The 16262-nt window shown below is 62.2% G+C and carries 14 protein-coding genes; 11 read left to right on the top strand and 3 right to left on the bottom strand.

From position 1 onward, the window contains the following. Nucleotides 1–19: 19 nt before the first annotated feature. Both AB3X86_RS23700 and AB3X86_RS23695 read right to left on the bottom strand, forming a co-directional pair. Nucleotides 20–1177: an endo-1,4-beta-xylanase gene (locus AB3X86_RS23700; protein ID WP_368597899.1), complete on the bottom strand. Its 1158-nt coding sequence runs from the start codon at nt 1175–1177 to the stop codon at nt 20–22. Between the two features lie 373 nt (nt 1178–1550). Continuing rightward, on the bottom strand, nt 1551–1859 hold the full coding sequence (locus AB3X86_RS23695) for a BON domain-containing protein (RefSeq protein WP_368597898.1): 309 nt from the start codon (nt 1857–1859) through the stop codon (nt 1551–1553). A gap of 848 nt (nt 1860–2707) precedes the next feature. Here AB3X86_RS23695 and AB3X86_RS23690 point away from each other — a divergent pair. From AB3X86_RS23690 to AB3X86_RS23650, 9 genes are all read left to right on the top strand, one after another. After that, on the top strand, nt 2708–3862 hold the full coding sequence (locus tag AB3X86_RS23690) for a porin (RefSeq protein WP_176378544.1): 1155 nt from the start codon (nt 2708–2710) through the stop codon (nt 3860–3862). 191 nt (nt 3863–4053) lie between these two features. Further along, nucleotides 4054–5145, top strand: a complete 1092-nt coding sequence (locus AB3X86_RS23685) for a LacI family DNA-binding transcriptional regulator (RefSeq protein WP_368597897.1) — start codon at nt 4054–4056, stop codon at nt 5143–5145. Nucleotides 5146–5319: 174 nt separating this feature from the next. Beyond that, the gene (locus tag AB3X86_RS23680; RefSeq protein WP_368597896.1) at nt 5320–6567 is read left to right on the top strand and encodes an ABC transporter substrate-binding protein; all 1248 of its coding nucleotides are present in this window, start codon (nt 5320–5322) and stop codon (nt 6565–6567) included. 132 nt (nt 6568–6699) lie between these two features. Next, nucleotides 6700–7734 carry a carbohydrate ABC transporter permease gene (locus AB3X86_RS23675; protein WP_368597895.1) on the top strand — a complete coding sequence of 345 codons (1035 nt, stop codon included), beginning with the start codon at nt 6700–6702 and terminating at the stop codon, nt 7732–7734. Next, nucleotides 7731–8561: a carbohydrate ABC transporter permease gene (locus AB3X86_RS23670; RefSeq protein ID WP_018433683.1), complete on the top strand. Its 831-nt coding sequence runs from the start codon at nt 7731–7733 to the stop codon at nt 8559–8561. The genes AB3X86_RS23675 and AB3X86_RS23670 overlap by 4 nt, the downstream gene beginning before the upstream one ends. A 58-nt stretch (nt 8562–8619) precedes the next feature. Continuing rightward, a complete protein-coding gene (locus tag AB3X86_RS23665; protein WP_368597894.1) occupies nt 8620–9957 on the top strand; it encodes a GH1 family beta-glucosidase in 1338 nt (445 codons plus the stop codon). Nucleotides 9958–10072: 115 nt separating this feature from the next. After that, the gene (locus AB3X86_RS23660; protein WP_368597893.1) at nt 10073–11203 is read left to right on the top strand and encodes an ABC transporter ATP-binding protein; all 1131 of its coding nucleotides are present in this window, start codon (nt 10073–10075) and stop codon (nt 11201–11203) included. A gap of 859 nt (nt 11204–12062) precedes the next feature. Next, the gene (locus tag AB3X86_RS23655; protein WP_368597892.1) at nt 12063–12296 is read left to right on the top strand and encodes a type II toxin-antitoxin system Phd/YefM family antitoxin; all 234 of its coding nucleotides are present in this window, start codon (nt 12063–12065) and stop codon (nt 12294–12296) included. Further along, the gene (locus AB3X86_RS23650; protein WP_176121543.1) at nt 12296–12685 is read left to right on the top strand and encodes a type II toxin-antitoxin system VapC family toxin; all 390 of its coding nucleotides are present in this window, start codon (nt 12296–12298) and stop codon (nt 12683–12685) included. Before AB3X86_RS23655 ends, AB3X86_RS23650 begins: the two co-directional genes overlap by 1 nt. Here the strand turns inward: AB3X86_RS23650 and AB3X86_RS23645 are convergent. Next, the gene (locus AB3X86_RS23645) at nt 12664–13713 is read right to left on the bottom strand and encodes a LacI family DNA-binding transcriptional regulator (protein ID WP_176111585.1); all 1050 of its coding nucleotides are present in this window, start codon (nt 13711–13713) and stop codon (nt 12664–12666) included. The genes AB3X86_RS23650 and AB3X86_RS23645 overlap by 22 nt on opposite strands. A 335-nt stretch (nt 13714–14048) precedes the next feature. Between AB3X86_RS23645 and AB3X86_RS23640 the strand changes: the two genes are divergently transcribed. After that, entirely contained in the window at nt 14049–15281 is a 1233-nt protein-coding gene (locus AB3X86_RS23640; protein WP_368597891.1) for an extracellular solute-binding protein, read from the top strand. Nucleotides 15282–15344: 63 nt separating this feature from the next. After that, nucleotides 15345–16262, top strand: a complete 918-nt coding sequence (locus AB3X86_RS23635) for a carbohydrate ABC transporter permease (RefSeq protein ID WP_368367179.1) — start codon at nt 15345–15347, stop codon at nt 16260–16262.

The following is a 16262-nucleotide window of genomic DNA, read 5'->3' as shown; positions in this document are numbered from 1 at the left end:
TTCCGCGCGAGGAGCGACGTTACGGCTGATACGACGAATCGACGATCGTCCATAGCGCCGCTTTCGGCTTCAGGTTCGCATCGAACGGCAACGGCAGGTTGTTGCGCGGCACCGGCGCCGACGTCAGCCACGTGTGCTTGTCCGAGTAGCCCCAGAACGTCACCGCCTTGATGCTTGGCTCCTGCTCGAATAGGGCGAACACCGCGCGATAACGCTCGGCCTGCGCACGCATGATGTCGTTCGGAACCGGATGGCCGAGGTCTGGCAGACATGCATGCGGATTGCTCCAGCATTCTCCCGGATCGGCATAGAGGCTCACGTCGAGCTCGGTTACCTGGTTTTCGAGGCCTAGCGCGGCGACGTCGTCGAATGCCTGCTTGATGTTCGGCAGTGGCGGCCAGTTCACGCTGATGTGCATCTGATGCCCGACACCGTCGATCGGCACCCCCTGCGCTCGCAAGTCGCGAATCACGTCGACCAGCTTTGCGCGCTTGAGCGGATCGTCGGTGTTGTACTCGTTGATATAGAGCTTCACGTCCGGGTCCGCCGCGCGCGCCGCGCGGAACGCGATCGCGATGTAGTCCTTGCCGAGAGCGCGATACCACGGACTGTCTTCGCGATAGACCTGATGCGGATCATCACTGATCACTTCGTTGACCACGTCCCACGCATAAACCTTGCCTCGGAAGTGTGTGACGACGTCGGTTATATATCGATCGAGCCGCTTCGCGACGATGTCGCGATAGTGCGGATCTTTCGGATCGCCGGCGAAGAACCAGTCCGGCGCCTCGGTCCAGCCGCCGGCCTTGAAGTGCCACACGAGCGTATGGCCGCGCACTGCAATGCCGTGCGCCCGAGCGAACGCGACGATCCTGTCGGCCGGCTCGAAGTCGTACTTGCCTTCCGCGACGCCGACCGTGCCCGGCTTCATCTTGTTCTCGGCGGTCAGGCTCGAGAACTGAGCGGCGATCAGCGTCGCGTCGGCGGGGCTGTCGATCGAATCAGGTTCGATCGCCGCGCCGACCTTGAAGTGCGCGGCCATCACACTGTGCAGAGGCGGCAGCGTTTCGGCGGGCGCCGCGGCGAGCGGCGGGCCGTCATGAGCGACGGCCGCCTGGTCGAGCGCGCAGCTTGCGGTCCATGTGAGCGTACAAATGGTGGCGGCTGCGCAGAGCATGCGCATCGAGGTCCTTAGAGGACGCACTCCTGGTCTCCTGTGAGGAAATGCCGGTTCGGCTGCTTTTCTAACTACTTGTAACGTTATCGCTAACAGCGAATGTTAAGCAGCGTGCCGCGTCCCCGCTATGAGGGATTTACCCGACAGATCAACGGGATGACGAATGGTGGATAAGCGTCGAGTCGACCGGTTTGACCCGGCGCGGGATGAAAGCGCTTTCAGGTAGGGGTGCACAAACCGGCCGCGCGGCTGACCGTGCGAAACAGGGCGCCAGTCATCCAATCCAACTGGCTGGCGGAACAGGAAAACCGAATCCCTTCAACGCGCGGGGTCTGCTTCAATCGTCGTCCGCGCGCCGCGATTCAGTTCGATCTCAATGCCCGTTCAACGAGCCACCGTCGGGCGTGAGCCGGTTGTCCACCGAGGTGACACCGGGCACCGACATCGCAGCCCGTTCGGCACGCGCGACATGCTCCCGCTCGGGCACAAATCCGAGCAGCATGATTTGCCCGGAGTGGGCAAAGACAAACACATGTGACATCCCGACGCCGCTGTGCGCCTCCGCAACCCGCACGCTATGAGCGAGTTGTTGGTCGGTGGTTTGCGAATCCTGGGCATAGGCAACCGGCGCGATTGCGCCTGAAATCAGCAACGCGAGCGTAGAAACAAGGGTTGTTTTCACGATACCTCCTTATTAGCACACAAGGTGTGCCGGCAAAATCCGCCGGCAAATCTTCCGGTCCGACTCAATGCGAGGCCTCGGAAGTGCATTGGACGAAACCCCTCTTTCACTGCTTGCATCGCGGTTATCGCGATTGCGCGTCGAGGTTTGGCCAGTTGGGGGCGTTGGGCGGTCAAGCCGTCGCCCGCAGAAAAGTTCGCAAGGGCAGCGTGTTCGAGCGGGACGCCGCAGGCGCGGCGTGGCGGGGAACAGCGAGAGCCGAGGGATGGGAACTGGTTGGAGCGTTCGTGACGGAGCGCGAGAGCCAGACGGATGCGCTGACAATCCCGCACTCAGCCTGCTATGCGGCTGAGCCCGGCTCGTTGCCCGGCATCGTATGCATTGATGATAGTCGCTAATGTCCGCCGCTGCTGACTGCTCCGACGCCGGTTCGTCAAGCGCAAACCGTCAATGCACGCGAGCTGGGTCGTTGCATCTTCGCAACAACAAGCGCGAGATTTTTCTTGCATTTGAGTGCGCTTCCCTTGTTAAGCGAGCGCTGAGCGACGCGCGAGACCGGGTTTGCGCATCGTCTCGGTTCGTGAATTCAAACGGAGTTCCGACGCTTGTGACCATCACGTAATGGTCACAAAGCAGGGTGCTACTGCGGGATCGGGCGGCGCGCAACTGTTATCGATAACAGCGTTTTCCCTGAGCCGTTAGTTCGATGCGCGGCGCAAGGTCATCCCTATAATCGCCTCGAAATGTGATGCGAGTACGAAGCGAACATTTCGGCAAGAGGGGAAACGTGTGAGAACGCGTGCGTCCTGTGCGGCTTGGAGACGCCAAAATATATATAGGATATCTAAATGAAGAAGAAGCTTATTGCTGTGGCTGTGATGGCAGCCGCGACGACGGTGGCTCATGCGCAGAGCAGCGTCACCCTGTACGGCCGTATCGACAACGGCATCCAGTTTGAAACCGGCCTTCCAGGCGGCCATCAGTGGTCAGCCCAAAGCGGCGATTGGGGTTGCTCGTGGTTTGGCCTCATCGGTTCCGAAGATATCGGCGGCGGCACGAAGACGATCTTCCAGTTGGAGGGTCAGCTCAATACGATGACTGGTGCATCGGCGGGCAATCTGTTTGGCCGCCACGCAACGGTGGGCTTTACGAACGACAGCTGGGGTCTGTTCAAGATCGGTAACCTCGGCGCCGGCGAACTGGCGCAGGACAGCTGGGGCACCGACCCGCAGGTGATGCAGCGCTACGCGATCTCGACCCTGGTGCGCGGCCGTAACTGGACGAGCACCAGCAACGGCGCGGAGTACAACTCGCCGGTGCTGTTCGGCGGCCTCGTGCTGAAGGGCCAGTATTCGCTGACCAACAACACGAGCTGGAACTCGGCGCCGGTCAACGCGGCGGGCGTGCCGACCGGCCAGGGTCGTACGAATGCGGTTGAGGGTATCTACACGTGGGGCTCGGGCGACTTCCGGGTGATCTACGACGAAGTGCGCGGCGCCAACGGCACGTTCAATAACGTGTACTCCGCTTCGCGCTACGTTCTCGCGGGCGGTACGTACGTGCTCGGCCCGGTCAAGCTGTACGCTGGCTACCAGCACCTGAGCGCGCCTGACGCAACCAACGCGAGCATGGGCGTGACCAATGCGTCGCAGCCGCTCGGCGTGAGCGCGCCGACCAGCGTGAACCACGAATGGTTCGGCGCCGCATGGCAGGTCACGGCACCCACGCTGTTGACGGCCGCGGTCTACCACGCGAACGCGAACAACGGCAACGGCAACGCGACGCTGTTCACGCTCGCCGGCACGTACGCGCTGTCGAAGCGCACGTTCCTGTACACGGAAGCGGGCTATGTGCACAACAGCTCGACGTCGAACCTGAACCTCGGCAACGGGCCGTACGGCAACAACAACTTCAATCCGGTGACGGGCACGTCGTCGAACAGCAACCCGAACTATGGTCAAAGCCAGACTGGTGTCTTCGCCGGGATCATGCATTCGTTCTGAGTTGAGGTTGCCTGATCAGCAATCGTAGTGATCTCTTTGTTTCAAGGACTGTTTCTTTCTCTTTCATAGAGAGGCCGGTGCGACGCCTCCTCCACCCTCGTCGCATCGGCTGCTTTTTCGATTTCATTATCGGACGGACCGCGTTTCTTCATATCTGAAAGCGCTTTCATCACGGGATTCAGGCAGAACTCATGACCGACGACGGCTCAAACGACAACCCCGGCGCGCCCAAGGTACCCAACGTACCCGTTGCGCCCAACGTGACGCTCGAGGCCATCGCGCGCGCGGCCGGCGTTTCTCCGAGCACCGTATCGCGGATCCTGAACGGTTCTGCGCGCGTGCTTCCCGCCAAGCAGCAGGCGGTGGAGGAAGCGATCGCGCGTTTCAACTATCGGCCGAACGTGCTCGCGCGCAGTCTCGCGAGCGGCCGGACCGAAACGATCGGCGTGTTGACACAGGCCGTATCGAGCCCGTTTTACGCCGAGTGGCTGCGCGGTATCGAAGAGTCGCTTTCGGAGCCAGGCTTTACGCCGATCTTCGTGAGCAGCCGCTGGAACATCGCCGACGAAAAGGCGCGCCTCGAGCAGTTCATCGCGCGGCGCGTCGACGGGATCATCCTGCTGCACGCGCAACTCGACGAGTCGACGTTGACCGACTACTCGCGGCACGCCCCGATGCTCGTATTGGGCCGCTCGGTGCACAACAGCGCAACGCTCGCGGGCCTGCCGATCGACAACATGCAGGGCGCGCGCGACGCGACCCATCATCTGATCGAGCAAGGCCATCGCGAGATCGCGTTCATCGCCGGTCCGGCCAGTCACGAGGATGCGATCGAGCGCCTCGTCGGCTACCGGACTGCGCTCGAGGAAGCGGGCATCGGCTTCGATGCCGACCTCGTCGAGCAGGGCGATTACCTCGAAACGGGTGGCGTCGCCGCAATGGAGCGCCTAATGGCGCGCCATCCATCGTTCAGCGCGGTGTTCTGCGCAAACGATCAGACCGCGTACGGCGCGCGCCTCGCGATGTTCCGCCGCGGCGTGCGGGTGCCGGACGACGTGTCGCTGGTCGGCTTCGACGACCTGCCGATTTCGTCGTACATGACGCCGCCTTTGACGACGGTTCGCCAGCCGACTTATGAAATCGGCCGACTCGCCGCGCAGGGCATCGTGCAGATGATCCGCAAGCAGTCGATCGCACTCAGCCCGATCCCGCTCACGCTCGTGACGCGTGAAACCACGCGGCGAATCACCCCGCCGGTAGAGCGGGGGGATACGCATGGGTAGCGGCTTTTCTTTTCGCCTCGGCGTGAAAGCGCTTTCAGGTATCGGCAGTCAAGCAGAGATTCAGCAGCACATTCGGCACCAAGCAAAGCAGCAACGAAGACAACAGGGGAAGTAGGTCGCAGCAACCGGGTATTCATCAAATGCAGTTCAAACAGGTTTTTTAGGAGACGAGTAATGAAATTCCGCTTTTCAGGCTCTGCCGCCGCCGTTCTGCTCAGTCTGGCCGCAGTCGGCGCGCACGCCAACACCACGTTGAACGTCGCGGTCTTTCCGAAGCTGGATCAGGAAATCAAGGACGCGCTGCCGGAGTGGAAGAAGCTGCATCCGGACGTCGACGTCAAGGTGTCGTCGCTGCAGATCGCCGATCACCACAACGCGATGACCACCGCTCTCGCGACGAGCTCGAATCTGCCCGACGTGATGGCGGTCGAGGTCGGCTTCATCGGCCGCTTTGCGGCGGGCGGCGGTCTCGAAGATCTGTCGAAGGCGCCGTATAGCGCGGGCCAGTACAAGAGCCAGTTCATCAACTACACGTTCGCGCAGGCGACCACGCAGGACGGCGCGATCGTCGGCATGCCGGCCGATATCGGTCCGGGCACGCTGTTCTATCGCAAGGACATTCTCGACAAGGCGGGCGTGACCGAAGCCGATCTGACGAAGTCCTGGGACTCGTATCTGGCAGCTGGCGTGAAGATCAAGAAGGCGACGGGTGCGTATCTGATGGCATCGTCGCGTGATATCGAGGACATCTACATTCGCGCCGACCTGAAGGAAGGCGACGGCGTGTACTTCGACAAGGCCGGCAATCCTATCGTCACGTCACCCCGTTTCGTGAAGGCGTTCGAACTCGCGAAGAAAGCGCGCGAGCTCGGTCTCGACGCGAAGATCACGCCGTGGTCGAACGAATGGGCCGAGAGCTTCAAGCGCGGCACCGTCTCGACGCAAATGATGGGCGCATGGCTCGGCGGCCACCTGTCGTCGTGGATCGCACCGGACACGAAGGGCCTGTGGCGCGCGGCCAATCTGCCGAATAACGCGTACGCATCGTTCGGCGGCACGTTCTGGTCGATTCCGGTGAAAGCGACGCAAAAGCCGATGTCGTGGGAATTCATCAAGTTCCTGACGACCCGCAAGGAAACGCAGCTTGCCTCGTTCCGTTCGATCGACGCATTCCCGTCGCTGCTCTCCGCGCAGACCGATTCGTTCTTCGCCGAGCCGGTCGCGTTCCTCGGCGACGAGAAGGCGCGTCTGATCTGGCGTGATGCCGCATCGCACATCCCGGCGATCCAGCGCAGCAAGTTCGACCAGGTCGCCGAGGAAGCGGTGCACTCGGCGCTCGACAAGGTCGTCGACGATGGCGCAGACGTGCATACCGCGCTGCAGGAAGCGCAGGACCAGATCGCCCATCGGGTCCGCCGTTAAGCGGTATTGATGCAAGGTCGCGGCACGCTGCGTGCCGCGGCCGAAGTGTCTCGCAGTGCGCTGCAAGTCTGCTGCAAACAGCGTGGCCGGTCATCGAAGACCCACCCCACGCCCGACTGGACGGAACTATTGATGAACACTCCGCTGCCCACGACCGAAGAGGTCGCCCGCGATGCACGCGTGAGCGATGTGCTGAGCTCGCCCACGCCGCTCGCCGCGCCGCGCAAAACTTCGCGGCTCGATCCGGTGAAGGTCGCACCCTACCTGTTTCTCGGCCCGTTTTTCCTGCTGTTCGCGCTGTTCATGGCGTTCCCGCTGCTGTTTTCGCTGTACCTGTCGTTCCAGAGCTGGGACGCGACGGCAGGGCTCGCGAGCATGAAGTGGGTGGGTCTGTCGAACTTCACGTTCACGCTGACCGACCCGTGGTACTGGAAGTCGCTGTACAACACCGCGTCGATGGCAATCATGTCCGGCGTGCCGCAGCATCTGGTGGCGCTGCCGCTGGCGTTCTTTCTGCAAACCGCGTTTCGCCGCTGGCGCAACCTGATGGTCGGCCTGTACTTCCTGCCGTTCATCACGTCGAGCGTTGCGATCGCACTGATCTTCTCGTCGCTGTATTCGACCGACTTCGGCATGATCAATCTCGCGATCGCCGAGCTCGGCAAGCTGCCCGGCCTGAACTGGATCGTACCCGCGCATCCGATCGAGTGGCTATATAACCCGAAGAACGTCAAGCCGGCGGTGTCGGTGGTGATCTTCTGGCGCTATGTCGGCTGGAACACGGTGCTGTATCTGTCGGCGCTGCAAACCATTCCGAAAGACCTGTACGAGGCCGCACGCATCGACGGCGCGAACGGCTGGCAACAGTTCACCCGCATCACGATTCCGCTGATCAAGCCGATGATTTTCTTCGCGGTCACGCTGTCGATCATCGGCGGGCTGCAACTGTTCGAAGAGCCGTTCATCTTGCTGCCGAACGAAGGCATGGGTACCAGCCAGTCCGGCCTGACGACGGCCGTCTATATGTATCGCACCGCATTCCACGACGGTGATTTCGGCACCGCGAGTTCGATCGCATGGCTGCTGTTCATCTCGATCGGTGCGTTGATGTGGTTGAACACGCGGATCTTTCACCGCAGCGGCATGAACGAGGAGACACAGCGATGAAATCGTCGAACAACAAGGGCCGCTATATCGGCTATGCGATCGTGGTGGCCGGCGGGCTGCTGATGTTCTCGCCGTTCTACTTCATGTTCGTGTTCGCGACGCACACCAGCTCCGAGATTTTCTCGATGCCGCCCCCGCTGTGGTTCGGCAGCGCGTTTCTCGACAACATGGCCTCGCTGATGCGGCACATTCCGTTCTGGCGCAATCTCGGCTGGAGCTTCTATACGGCCGCGATGCAAACCGTGCTGACGCTGCTGGTCACGTCGATGGCCGGCTACGCGTTCGCGATGTACGAGTTCCGCTTCAAGAAGACGCTGTTCGCGATCGCGCTGACCGCGATGCTGGTGCCACCGTTCCTCAGCATGATTCCGACCTTCATGACGATGAACCTGCTCGGCTGGATCGATCAGCCGCGCGCGCTGTATGTGCCAGGCGCGGCCGCCGCGCTCGGCGTGTTCCTGATGCGCCAGTACGTCGCATCGGCGATCCCGTCCGAGCTGATCGAGGCGGCGCGCATCGACGGCTGTGGTGAATTCCGCATCTACTGGAGCATCGTGATGCCGCTGCTGGGACCGGCGCTGGGCACGCTCGGCCTGATCAGCTTCATTCAGGCATGGAACAACTTTCTGTCGGCGCTTGTCGTGCTGCGTTCGCCGTCGATGTACACGCTGCCGCTCGCGCTGCGCATTCTGCAAAGCCCGACCAATTCGGATTGGGGCGCGGTGATGGCGGGTTCCGCGGTCGCGGTGCTGCCGTTGCTCGTGCTGTTTGCGTTCACCTCGCGGCGTTTGATCGACGGTCTGACGACCGGCGCGGTCAAGGCCTGAGATTTTTCCTTTCATCTTCACGCCCTGGCGGGCATGACCATTCGGGACAACAACATTTATGTCGACGTATCGATTCAACGAAGACTTCGTCTGGGGCGTGGCCACCAGTTCCTATCAGATCGAAGGCGCAGCGCATGAGGACGGCCGTGGCCCGTCGATCTGGGACGCGTTCTGCCAAGTGCCGGGCAAGGTCGTGAACGGCGAGAACGGCGATGTCGCATGCGATCACTATCACCTCCTCGAGGAAGACCTCGATCTGCTGGCTGAACTCGGCGTCAATGCTTATCGCTTTTCGATCGCGTGGCCGCGCGTGCAGCCGACCGGCCGCGGCGCATTCAACGAAAAGGGTCTCGCGTTCTACGAGCGCCTCGTCGACGGTTTGCTCGAGCGCGACATCCAGCCGTTCGCGACGCTTTATCACTGGGACCTGCCGTTGTCGCTGCAGCATACGCAAAACGGCTGGGAAAGCCGCGACACCGCCTATCGCTTCGCGGACTATGCGCGCAAGATCGGCAGCGTGCTCGGCGACCGCGTTGCATCGATCGCGACGCACAACGAGCCGTGGTGCACCGCATGGCTCGGCAACGCGACCGGCTATTTCGCGCCGGGCAACGCCGATCTGAAGAAAGCCGCGCACGTCGCGCACCATCTGCTGCTGTCGCACGGTCTCGCGTTGCAGGCGTTGCGCGCCGATGGCGTGAAGGCGCCGCTCGGCATCGTCCTGAACCAGTCGCCGGCGCACGGCGCGACGGATTCGCCTGAAGACCAGGCCGCCGCGTCGCTCGAATACGCGAAGTTCGTGCGCTGGTACATGGACCCGCTGTTCAAGGGCGAGTATCCGGCCGAGGCGCTGGAATGGTACGGCGCGAACGGTCCGCAAGAGGCGATCCAGAGCGGCGATTTCGATGTGATCGGCACGCCGATGGACTTCCTCGGCATCAACTACTACACGCGCATCTTCGCGAGCGCATCGGGCGAGAAGCGTCCGCCGGGCGTGCTCGGCTTCACGGACATGGATTGGGAAGTCTATCCGCAAGGCCTCACCGAGTTGCTGACGCGCATCAACGCCGACTACAAGCTGCCGCCGATCTACATCACCGAGAACGGCTGCGCGGCGAAGGACGTGCTGGCTAACGGCCGCGTGCATGACGCCGAGCGCGTGCGCTTCTACGACCTGCATCTGGCCGCGTTGTCGGACGCGGTGAAACAGGGCGTCGACGTGGCCGGCTATTTCGCGTGGAGCCTGATGGACAACTTCGAATGGGCGTCGGGCTACGACAAGCGCTTCGGCATGGTCTACGTCGACTATGCGAGCCAGGAGCGCACGCTGAAGGACAGCGCGTTGTGGTATCGCGACGTGATCGCGCAACACGCCGGCGTCGCGGCCGTGCGCTGACGCGCACGCCCGGCGGCGGGCGCACCGAACCTCGCGTGGCGCGACAGTAGTGGGGCAGTGGGATAGCGTCACGCGGGGTCTGCAAGTACAAGGACTGAGGAGGAGGAGGCATCAAATGGGCGAACTCGTATTGCGCAACGTCTCGAAGACGTATGGCGAAGGACCGCAGGTGATTCAGGGCATCGATCTGCATATCCCGGACGGCCAGTTCACGGTCTTCGTGGGACCGTCGGGCTGCGGCAAGTCGACGATGCTGCGCATGATCGCGGGGCTCGAGTCGATAACGGGCGGCGACATTCTGATCGACGGCGTACGCGTCAACGATCTGCAGCCTACGGACCGCGGTATCTCGATGGTGTTCCAGAGCTACGCGCTCTACCCGCACATGACGGTCGCGGAAAACATGGGCTTTTCGCTGAAGCTGTCGGGCAAGTCGAAAAACGAAGTACGCGAGGCGGTGGGCCGTGCCGCCGAGATCCTGCAGATCACGCATCTGCTCGAGCGCAAACCGAAGGCGCTGTCGGGCGGCCAGCGCCAGCGCGTCGCGATCGGACGGGCGATCGTGCGCAAGCCGCGCGTGTTCCTGTTCGACGAACCGCTGTCGAATCTCGATGCGGCGCTGCGCGTGCAGATGCGTATCGAACTCGCGAAGCTGCATCGCGAACTCGGCACGACGATGATCTACGTCACGCACGATCAGGTCGAGGCGATGACGCTCGGCCAGCAGATCGTCGTGTTCAACAAAGGCCACATCGAGCAGACCGGCGCGCCGCTCGAACTGTATGAGCGACCGGCGAACCGCTTCGTCGGCGGCTTCATCGGTTCGCCGCAGATGAACATGCTGGCCGCGACGCTGGTGTCGCAAAGCGATACGCAAACCGTCGTGGCGCTCGCCGGCGCGAGCCAGCGCATCGTGCTGCCCGGCCGGTCGGCGCAGTCGCTGAGCGGCGAGCTGACGCTGGGGGTGCGCGCCGAGCATCTGGACATCGGCTCGCTCGACGACGGTCTCGCCGCGCGTGTCGAACTGGTCGAGCATCTCGGCGACGTGTCGCTGCTGCATGCGCGACTCGATGGCGTGGCGCACGCGATCACGCTGAAGCTCGACAAGAAGGACGCGCAGCATGCGGTCGGCGCCCGCGTCGGGATCAAGGTGGCGTCGTCGTCGGTCAGGCTGTTCGATGCGAACGGCGCCGCGGTGAGTCTCTCGCGACCCAAAGTCGGCGAGGACGTAGGCGCGGTCGTTTGACAGGCCGATGCCGACGAGCGAGCACCAGCACACCGATGGCGGATAGCGCGATGGAGAAAAATGTAGCGAAGGACGATGGCGAGGCCGCGGCTAGCGGCCCGTCCGGGCAGCGGTATGCGCAGACGCCTGGTGAAACGGCGGCTGCCGCGGACCGCGGGCAATCGGCTATCGAACGAGCGCCGCAGCAGCGAGGAAGGTTGAAGAAGCCACGCGAATCGCTGCATGCGTGGATCGTACATTTCGATGCGGAGGCTTCATCGAGGCCACCGGCATCGGACGACGAAGAGTGAGGCAAAAGCAGGGATGTCGTTAGTTGGTTTGCATCGAATATTACGCTTTGCTGTCTATGCCTTGCACGGAGCTTCATCCTTGCTGGGCCTGGCTTTGAGGGCCGGGTCGGGTGGTTCCGGATAGTGGGTCCGAACTTAGGTTAACTCCGCATGGCGGCGGCGAGTAGGGGCCATTAACATCCGCTAACGTTAAGGGTAACGTTCCGGCTGTTTACATCTATTCAAAGAGCTAAGCACGGAGCAGACATTGAAACCCGAGACGCGTCGCGCTCCTATCCGGCACGACCCTGTATGGCCGGAGCGTTCTGCGTAAAACGTATCGATTAGATGGAAGCGCAGCGGTTGCGCGCAGGGATTGGCGCTACCGGTGCGGGCTGTGTCGCGGTTACGGCAATCGTCGCCGCGAGTCGGACGGGAGTTCGAGGGAGCTCCTGGCAGTAGGTTGGGAAGAAGTGCCTGAGAGCAAGGTTGATAAAGAATGTCGGGCCGCGCATCGCGGGCGTTCGCATGCGGGCGCGTCGGCCCGACACAAAAAATAACCGTTGGAATATTGCTGGGTGGAGAGCGTCATGGAAAAGCGAGTATCTAAAGCCATCTTCAAGTCCCGGGCCTGCGAGCTGTTCCGTCAGGTCGAGGCGTTGGGCGAAACCGTGGTCGTCACCGACCGCGGGCAACCCACCATCGAAATTCGGCCGTATCGCAGCAAACAGGAAAACCCGCTCGAGCTGCTGCGCGCGTCGATTACGCATTTCAATCTTAAGCACGCGTTGCAGCATCCGGTCACGGCAGACCAGGAAGAGTAATGATTACGCTCGACACGCTTGCGCTCGTGTGCTGGCTCGGCAGGCAGAAGGCGCTGAGCCAGGCCGCGCACGATGCGATCGATCGGGAGCTCGCCGGCGGCGAGATCCTGATCTCGGCGATCAGCGCGTTCGAAATCGCGGAGTTCGTGAAGGTCGGCAGTCTCGGGCTGTCGATGGACGCGCGCAGCTGGATGTCGACGTTTCTGTCGCTAGACGGCGTGCGGATGATTCCGGTCGACACCGAGATCGCGTTTCGCGCGGCCACGCTGCCGCCTTCGCTCAGCTTGCATCAACGCCTGATCGTCGCGACCGCACGCACGCATGGCGGCGCGCTGGTGACTTCGGATGCGAAGGTGCGCGCGGCGACTTACGTCGAAACGATCTGGTGACGGCCGCGGCGCTGCTTGGTGCGGACAGGGCCGGTGGAATCGCGCACCACCAGTTCCGCCGGCAGCGTGATGCGCTGCGAAGCGGCGTCGATCCCGGCGATTTGCGCGAGCAGCGTGTTGACCGCCGAGCGCGCCATTTGCTGGAACGGTTGACGGATCGTGGTGAGCGCCGGGTGAAACTGCTCGGACATCGGGATGTCGTCGAAGCCGATCACCGAGATGTCGTCCGGCACGCGCAGGCCGGCTTCGCGAATTGCGGCGATTACGCCGAACGCGCTCTGGTCGTTGGCCGTGAAGATCGCGGTTGGGGGCTCGGCGAGGTTCAGCAGATCGAACGTGACGTCGAACGCCATCATTTGCGACAGGTCGCCCGCGGCGACCAGCGAGTCTTCACGCGGCAGGCCGAGACGAGCCAGCGTGTCGTGATAGCCGCGTTGCCGGTCGCGCACACCTTCGATCGTTTCGTCGCCCGCCAGAAACGCGATGCGCTTGTGACCGAGTTCCGCCAGGTGTTCGACCGCGAGACAGGCGCCGCCGTAGTTGTCGACCGACACCGACGGGAAGCCCGTCAGCGTGCCGCGCTGATCGACGACGACGACCGGCACCTTCGCTGTGGCGAGCGCCTCGAGGCACAGCGACTCGCGCGGAAGAATCGCGAGGATGCCGTCGGAGAATTGCTGGATCAGTCCGAGCAGGTCGTGATGCGTATGACGATCTTCGTCGAACACCGTGTAGACCAGCATCTCGCAGCCCGCGCCACGCGCCGCGCGGCCCGCGCCGAGAATCAGTTCGCTGGAGAATTGCGTGTCGAGCGTCGGCGTGATGATGCCGATGATGCCATTGCGGCCACCCGACAGTTTCTGCGCGGTGCGGTTGACGACGTAACCGATGTCCGACGCGATTCTCAGTACTTCGTCACGGGTTTCGCGCGACACGCCAGGACGGCCGTTCAGAGCGCGCGATGCGGTCATCTGGGACACCCCGGCAAGCTTGGCGACGTGCTCAAGTGTGGGGGTTTGTCTTGCCATGCGGGTCGGAGCTGTGCGAGAGGTCATTGGATGGGTCGACTCGCTAATCGCGTTAGCGATACCGTTTATGTAGTCGCTATTCTAGCAGAACCCTATAAATTTCCGCTTTCCCACAATCAGTCAATCTTATACAAGTGTTGCGTCGCAGCCCGTCGAGACCAGGTAAAATCCCGCATAGCGTTACTTCCAGCATCGGCCTAACATTCACTAACGTTAAGGCTAACGTTAACGTTTCGGCGGTTTCTTAAAAATCCAGAAGAGGGGACACACACATGGCGTACCCGGCGTTGTTTAAGGCGCGGTCCATTGTCGGCGCGACGGCGCTGCTGTTTTCGTTGTCTGCAGTTGTTTCGAACGCCCTAGCGGCGGACTCCAAGACGATCACGGTATGGGACCAGCAGACCAATGCGTCGTCGAGCAAGATCATTCGCGACGCGTCGGATCGATTCGAAAAGGCGGTTCCGGGCTACAAGGTCGAGAATTCGCACGTGCTGAACGAAGCGTACAAGACGAAGCTGAAGGTCGCTTTCGGCGCGAACCAGCCGCCGTGCGTGTTCGAGAACTGGGGCGGCGGCGGCCTGCACGAGTACGTGAAGTCCGGCCAGATCGCCGACCTGACGCCGTACCTGACCAAGGACCCGGCGTATCGCAACCGCTTCATGCAATCGTCGTGGGATGTCACTACATTCGACGGCAAGACCTACGGTGTTGCTGCCGAAAACGCAGCGGCCGCGGTGATCTTCTACAACAAGGAAGTTTTCAAGAAGTACGGCATCACGCCGCCGAAGACGTGGGATGAACTGATGCACGTCGTCGACGTGCTGAAGCAGCACAACGTTGCGGCGTTCTCGCTCGCGAACAAGAACAAGTGGACTGGATCGATGTACTACATGTACCTCGTCGACCGTATCGGTGGTCCGCAAGTCGTGAAGGACGCGATCGAAGGCAAGGGCAAGGGCTTCGAAGATCCGGCCTTCGTCGAAGCCGGCAAGCGCATTCAGGAACTGGTGAAGGCTGGCGCATTCGCACCGGGCATCAACGGTCTTGACTACGACTCGGGCGCTTCGCGCCGTCTGCTGTACACGGGCAAGGCTGCCATGGAGCTGATGGGCGCCTGGGAAGCTTCGACGATCGCCAACGAAAATCCGACGTTCTCGAAGGATCTCGACTTCTTCCCGTTCCCGAGCGTGTCGGGTGGCAAGGGTGATCCGCGCGATCTGATCGGCACGGTGGGCGATGGCTTCCTCAGCATCTCGGCCGAGTGCAAGACGCCGGACGCAGCGTTCAAGCTGATCCAGGCACTGACCGACGAACAGGCGATGCAGGCTCGCGCGTCGGATGACCATAAGCTCCCGCCGGTCAATAACGTCAAGATTGACGATCCGTTCACGCAGCGTCTGCAGAAGCTGCTTGCGGCGGCGCCGAGCGTGCAGCTCTGGTACGACCAGGCACTCCCGCCGGCTCTCGGTGAAATGCACAAGGACACGACGCAGGCGCTGTTCGGCCTGTCGGTGACGCCTGAAGCTGCTGCGCAGCAAATGGAAGCCGCTTCGAAGAAGGGCGGTTGATCTTCTCCAGTCTCAAAGAAAAGTCCGACCGGCACCGCGAGGTGCCGGTCGGCATACAAGCCCGTGAATATTGCAATTACCGCTACTCCCGAACGCCGGCTGAGATTCTCGTCGCAAACGTTAGTCACGGTCGTGTTTCTTGCGCCGTCGCTGCTGCTGCTGGCCGTGTTCCTGCTTTATCCGCTCGTCTCCAGCCTGCGGCTGTCGCTGCTCGACTGGAACGGCCTCGGCAACACTGCCCGTTATATCGGGCTCGCGAACTGGGAGCGGCTCGCGCACGACACGGTGTTCTGGCAATCGCTGAAGAACAACGTGATTCTTGCTGTCTCGTCGATCGTCATCCAGCTTCCGATCGCGCTCGCGCTCGCCGTGCTGCTGGAAAAGGCCGGCCGTGGCTCGCGCTTGCTGAAGGTTCTCTATTTCCTGCCGCTGCTGATGTCGAGCGTGGCGATCGGCGTGCTGTTCAAGCAAATCTACGATCCGAATTTCGGTCCGGTCAACGTCGCGCTGCAGGCATTCGGGCTCGATGGCCTCGCGAAGGACTGGCTGGGCGACCCGCATTTTTCGCTGGGCGCGACGATTGCCGTGATCATCTGGCAGAACGCGCCTTTCTACATGATTCTGTTCCTCGCCGGCCTCTCGTCGATGCCGGCCGAGGTCAACGAGGCCGCGCTGCTCGACGGCGCATCCGAGTGGACCATTTTCTGGCGCATCAAGCTGCCGCATCTGCAGGGCACGGTGCGCACGGCAGTGCTGCTGTCCGTGCTCGGCTCGCTGCGTTACTTCGATCTCGTCTTCGTCATGACCGGTGGCGGCCCCGAAGGCTCGTCCGAGGTGATGGCCACCTACATGTATCGCACGGTGTTTAGTTCGTTCCAACTCGGCTACGGCAGCACCATCGGCTCGGCGATGTTCCTTATCGTCATCACGGTGGCGGCGGTGTCGATGTACTTCACCCGCCGTTATGCAACCGAGGTCTGA

This window comes from Paraburkholderia sp. BR14374 (genome assembly GCF_040948685.1).
Lineage (GTDB): Bacteria > Pseudomonadota > Gammaproteobacteria > Burkholderiales > Burkholderiaceae > Paraburkholderia > Paraburkholderia youngii.
This window is presented reverse-complemented; position numbering and strand designations above follow the sequence as displayed.

Excerpts from the sequence above, each read along its gene's own strand:
- AB3X86_RS23700 (WP_368597899.1), bottom strand. The coding sequence starts at position 1,177 with ATGCTCTGCGCAGCCGCCACCATTTGTACGCTCACATGGACCGCAAGC.
- AB3X86_RS23690 (WP_176378544.1), top strand. The coding sequence starts at position 2,708 with ATGAAGAAGAAGCTTATTGCTGTGGCTGTGATGGCAGCCGCGACGACG.
- AB3X86_RS23685 (WP_368597897.1), top strand. The coding sequence starts at position 4,054 with ATGACCGACGACGGCTCAAACGACAACCCCGGCGCGCCCAAGGTACCC.
- AB3X86_RS23680 (WP_368597896.1), top strand. The coding sequence starts at position 5,320 with ATGAAATTCCGCTTTTCAGGCTCTGCCGCCGCCGTTCTGCTCAGTCTG.
- AB3X86_RS23675 (WP_368597895.1), top strand. The coding sequence starts at position 6,700 with ATGAACACTCCGCTGCCCACGACCGAAGAGGTCGCCCGCGATGCACGC.
- AB3X86_RS23670 (WP_018433683.1), top strand. The coding sequence starts at position 7,731 with ATGAAATCGTCGAACAACAAGGGCCGCTATATCGGCTATGCGATCGTG.
- AB3X86_RS23665 (WP_368597894.1), top strand. The coding sequence starts at position 8,620 with ATGTCGACGTATCGATTCAACGAAGACTTCGTCTGGGGCGTGGCCACC.
- AB3X86_RS23660 (WP_368597893.1), top strand. The coding sequence starts at position 10,073 with ATGGGCGAACTCGTATTGCGCAACGTCTCGAAGACGTATGGCGAAGGA.
- AB3X86_RS23655 (WP_368597892.1), top strand. The coding sequence starts at position 12,063 with ATGGAAAAGCGAGTATCTAAAGCCATCTTCAAGTCCCGGGCCTGCGAG.
- AB3X86_RS23650 (WP_176121543.1), top strand. The coding sequence starts at position 12,296 with ATGATTACGCTCGACACGCTTGCGCTCGTGTGCTGGCTCGGCAGGCAG.
- AB3X86_RS23645 (WP_176111585.1), bottom strand. The coding sequence starts at position 13,713 with ATGGCAAGACAAACCCCCACACTTGAGCACGTCGCCAAGCTTGCCGGG.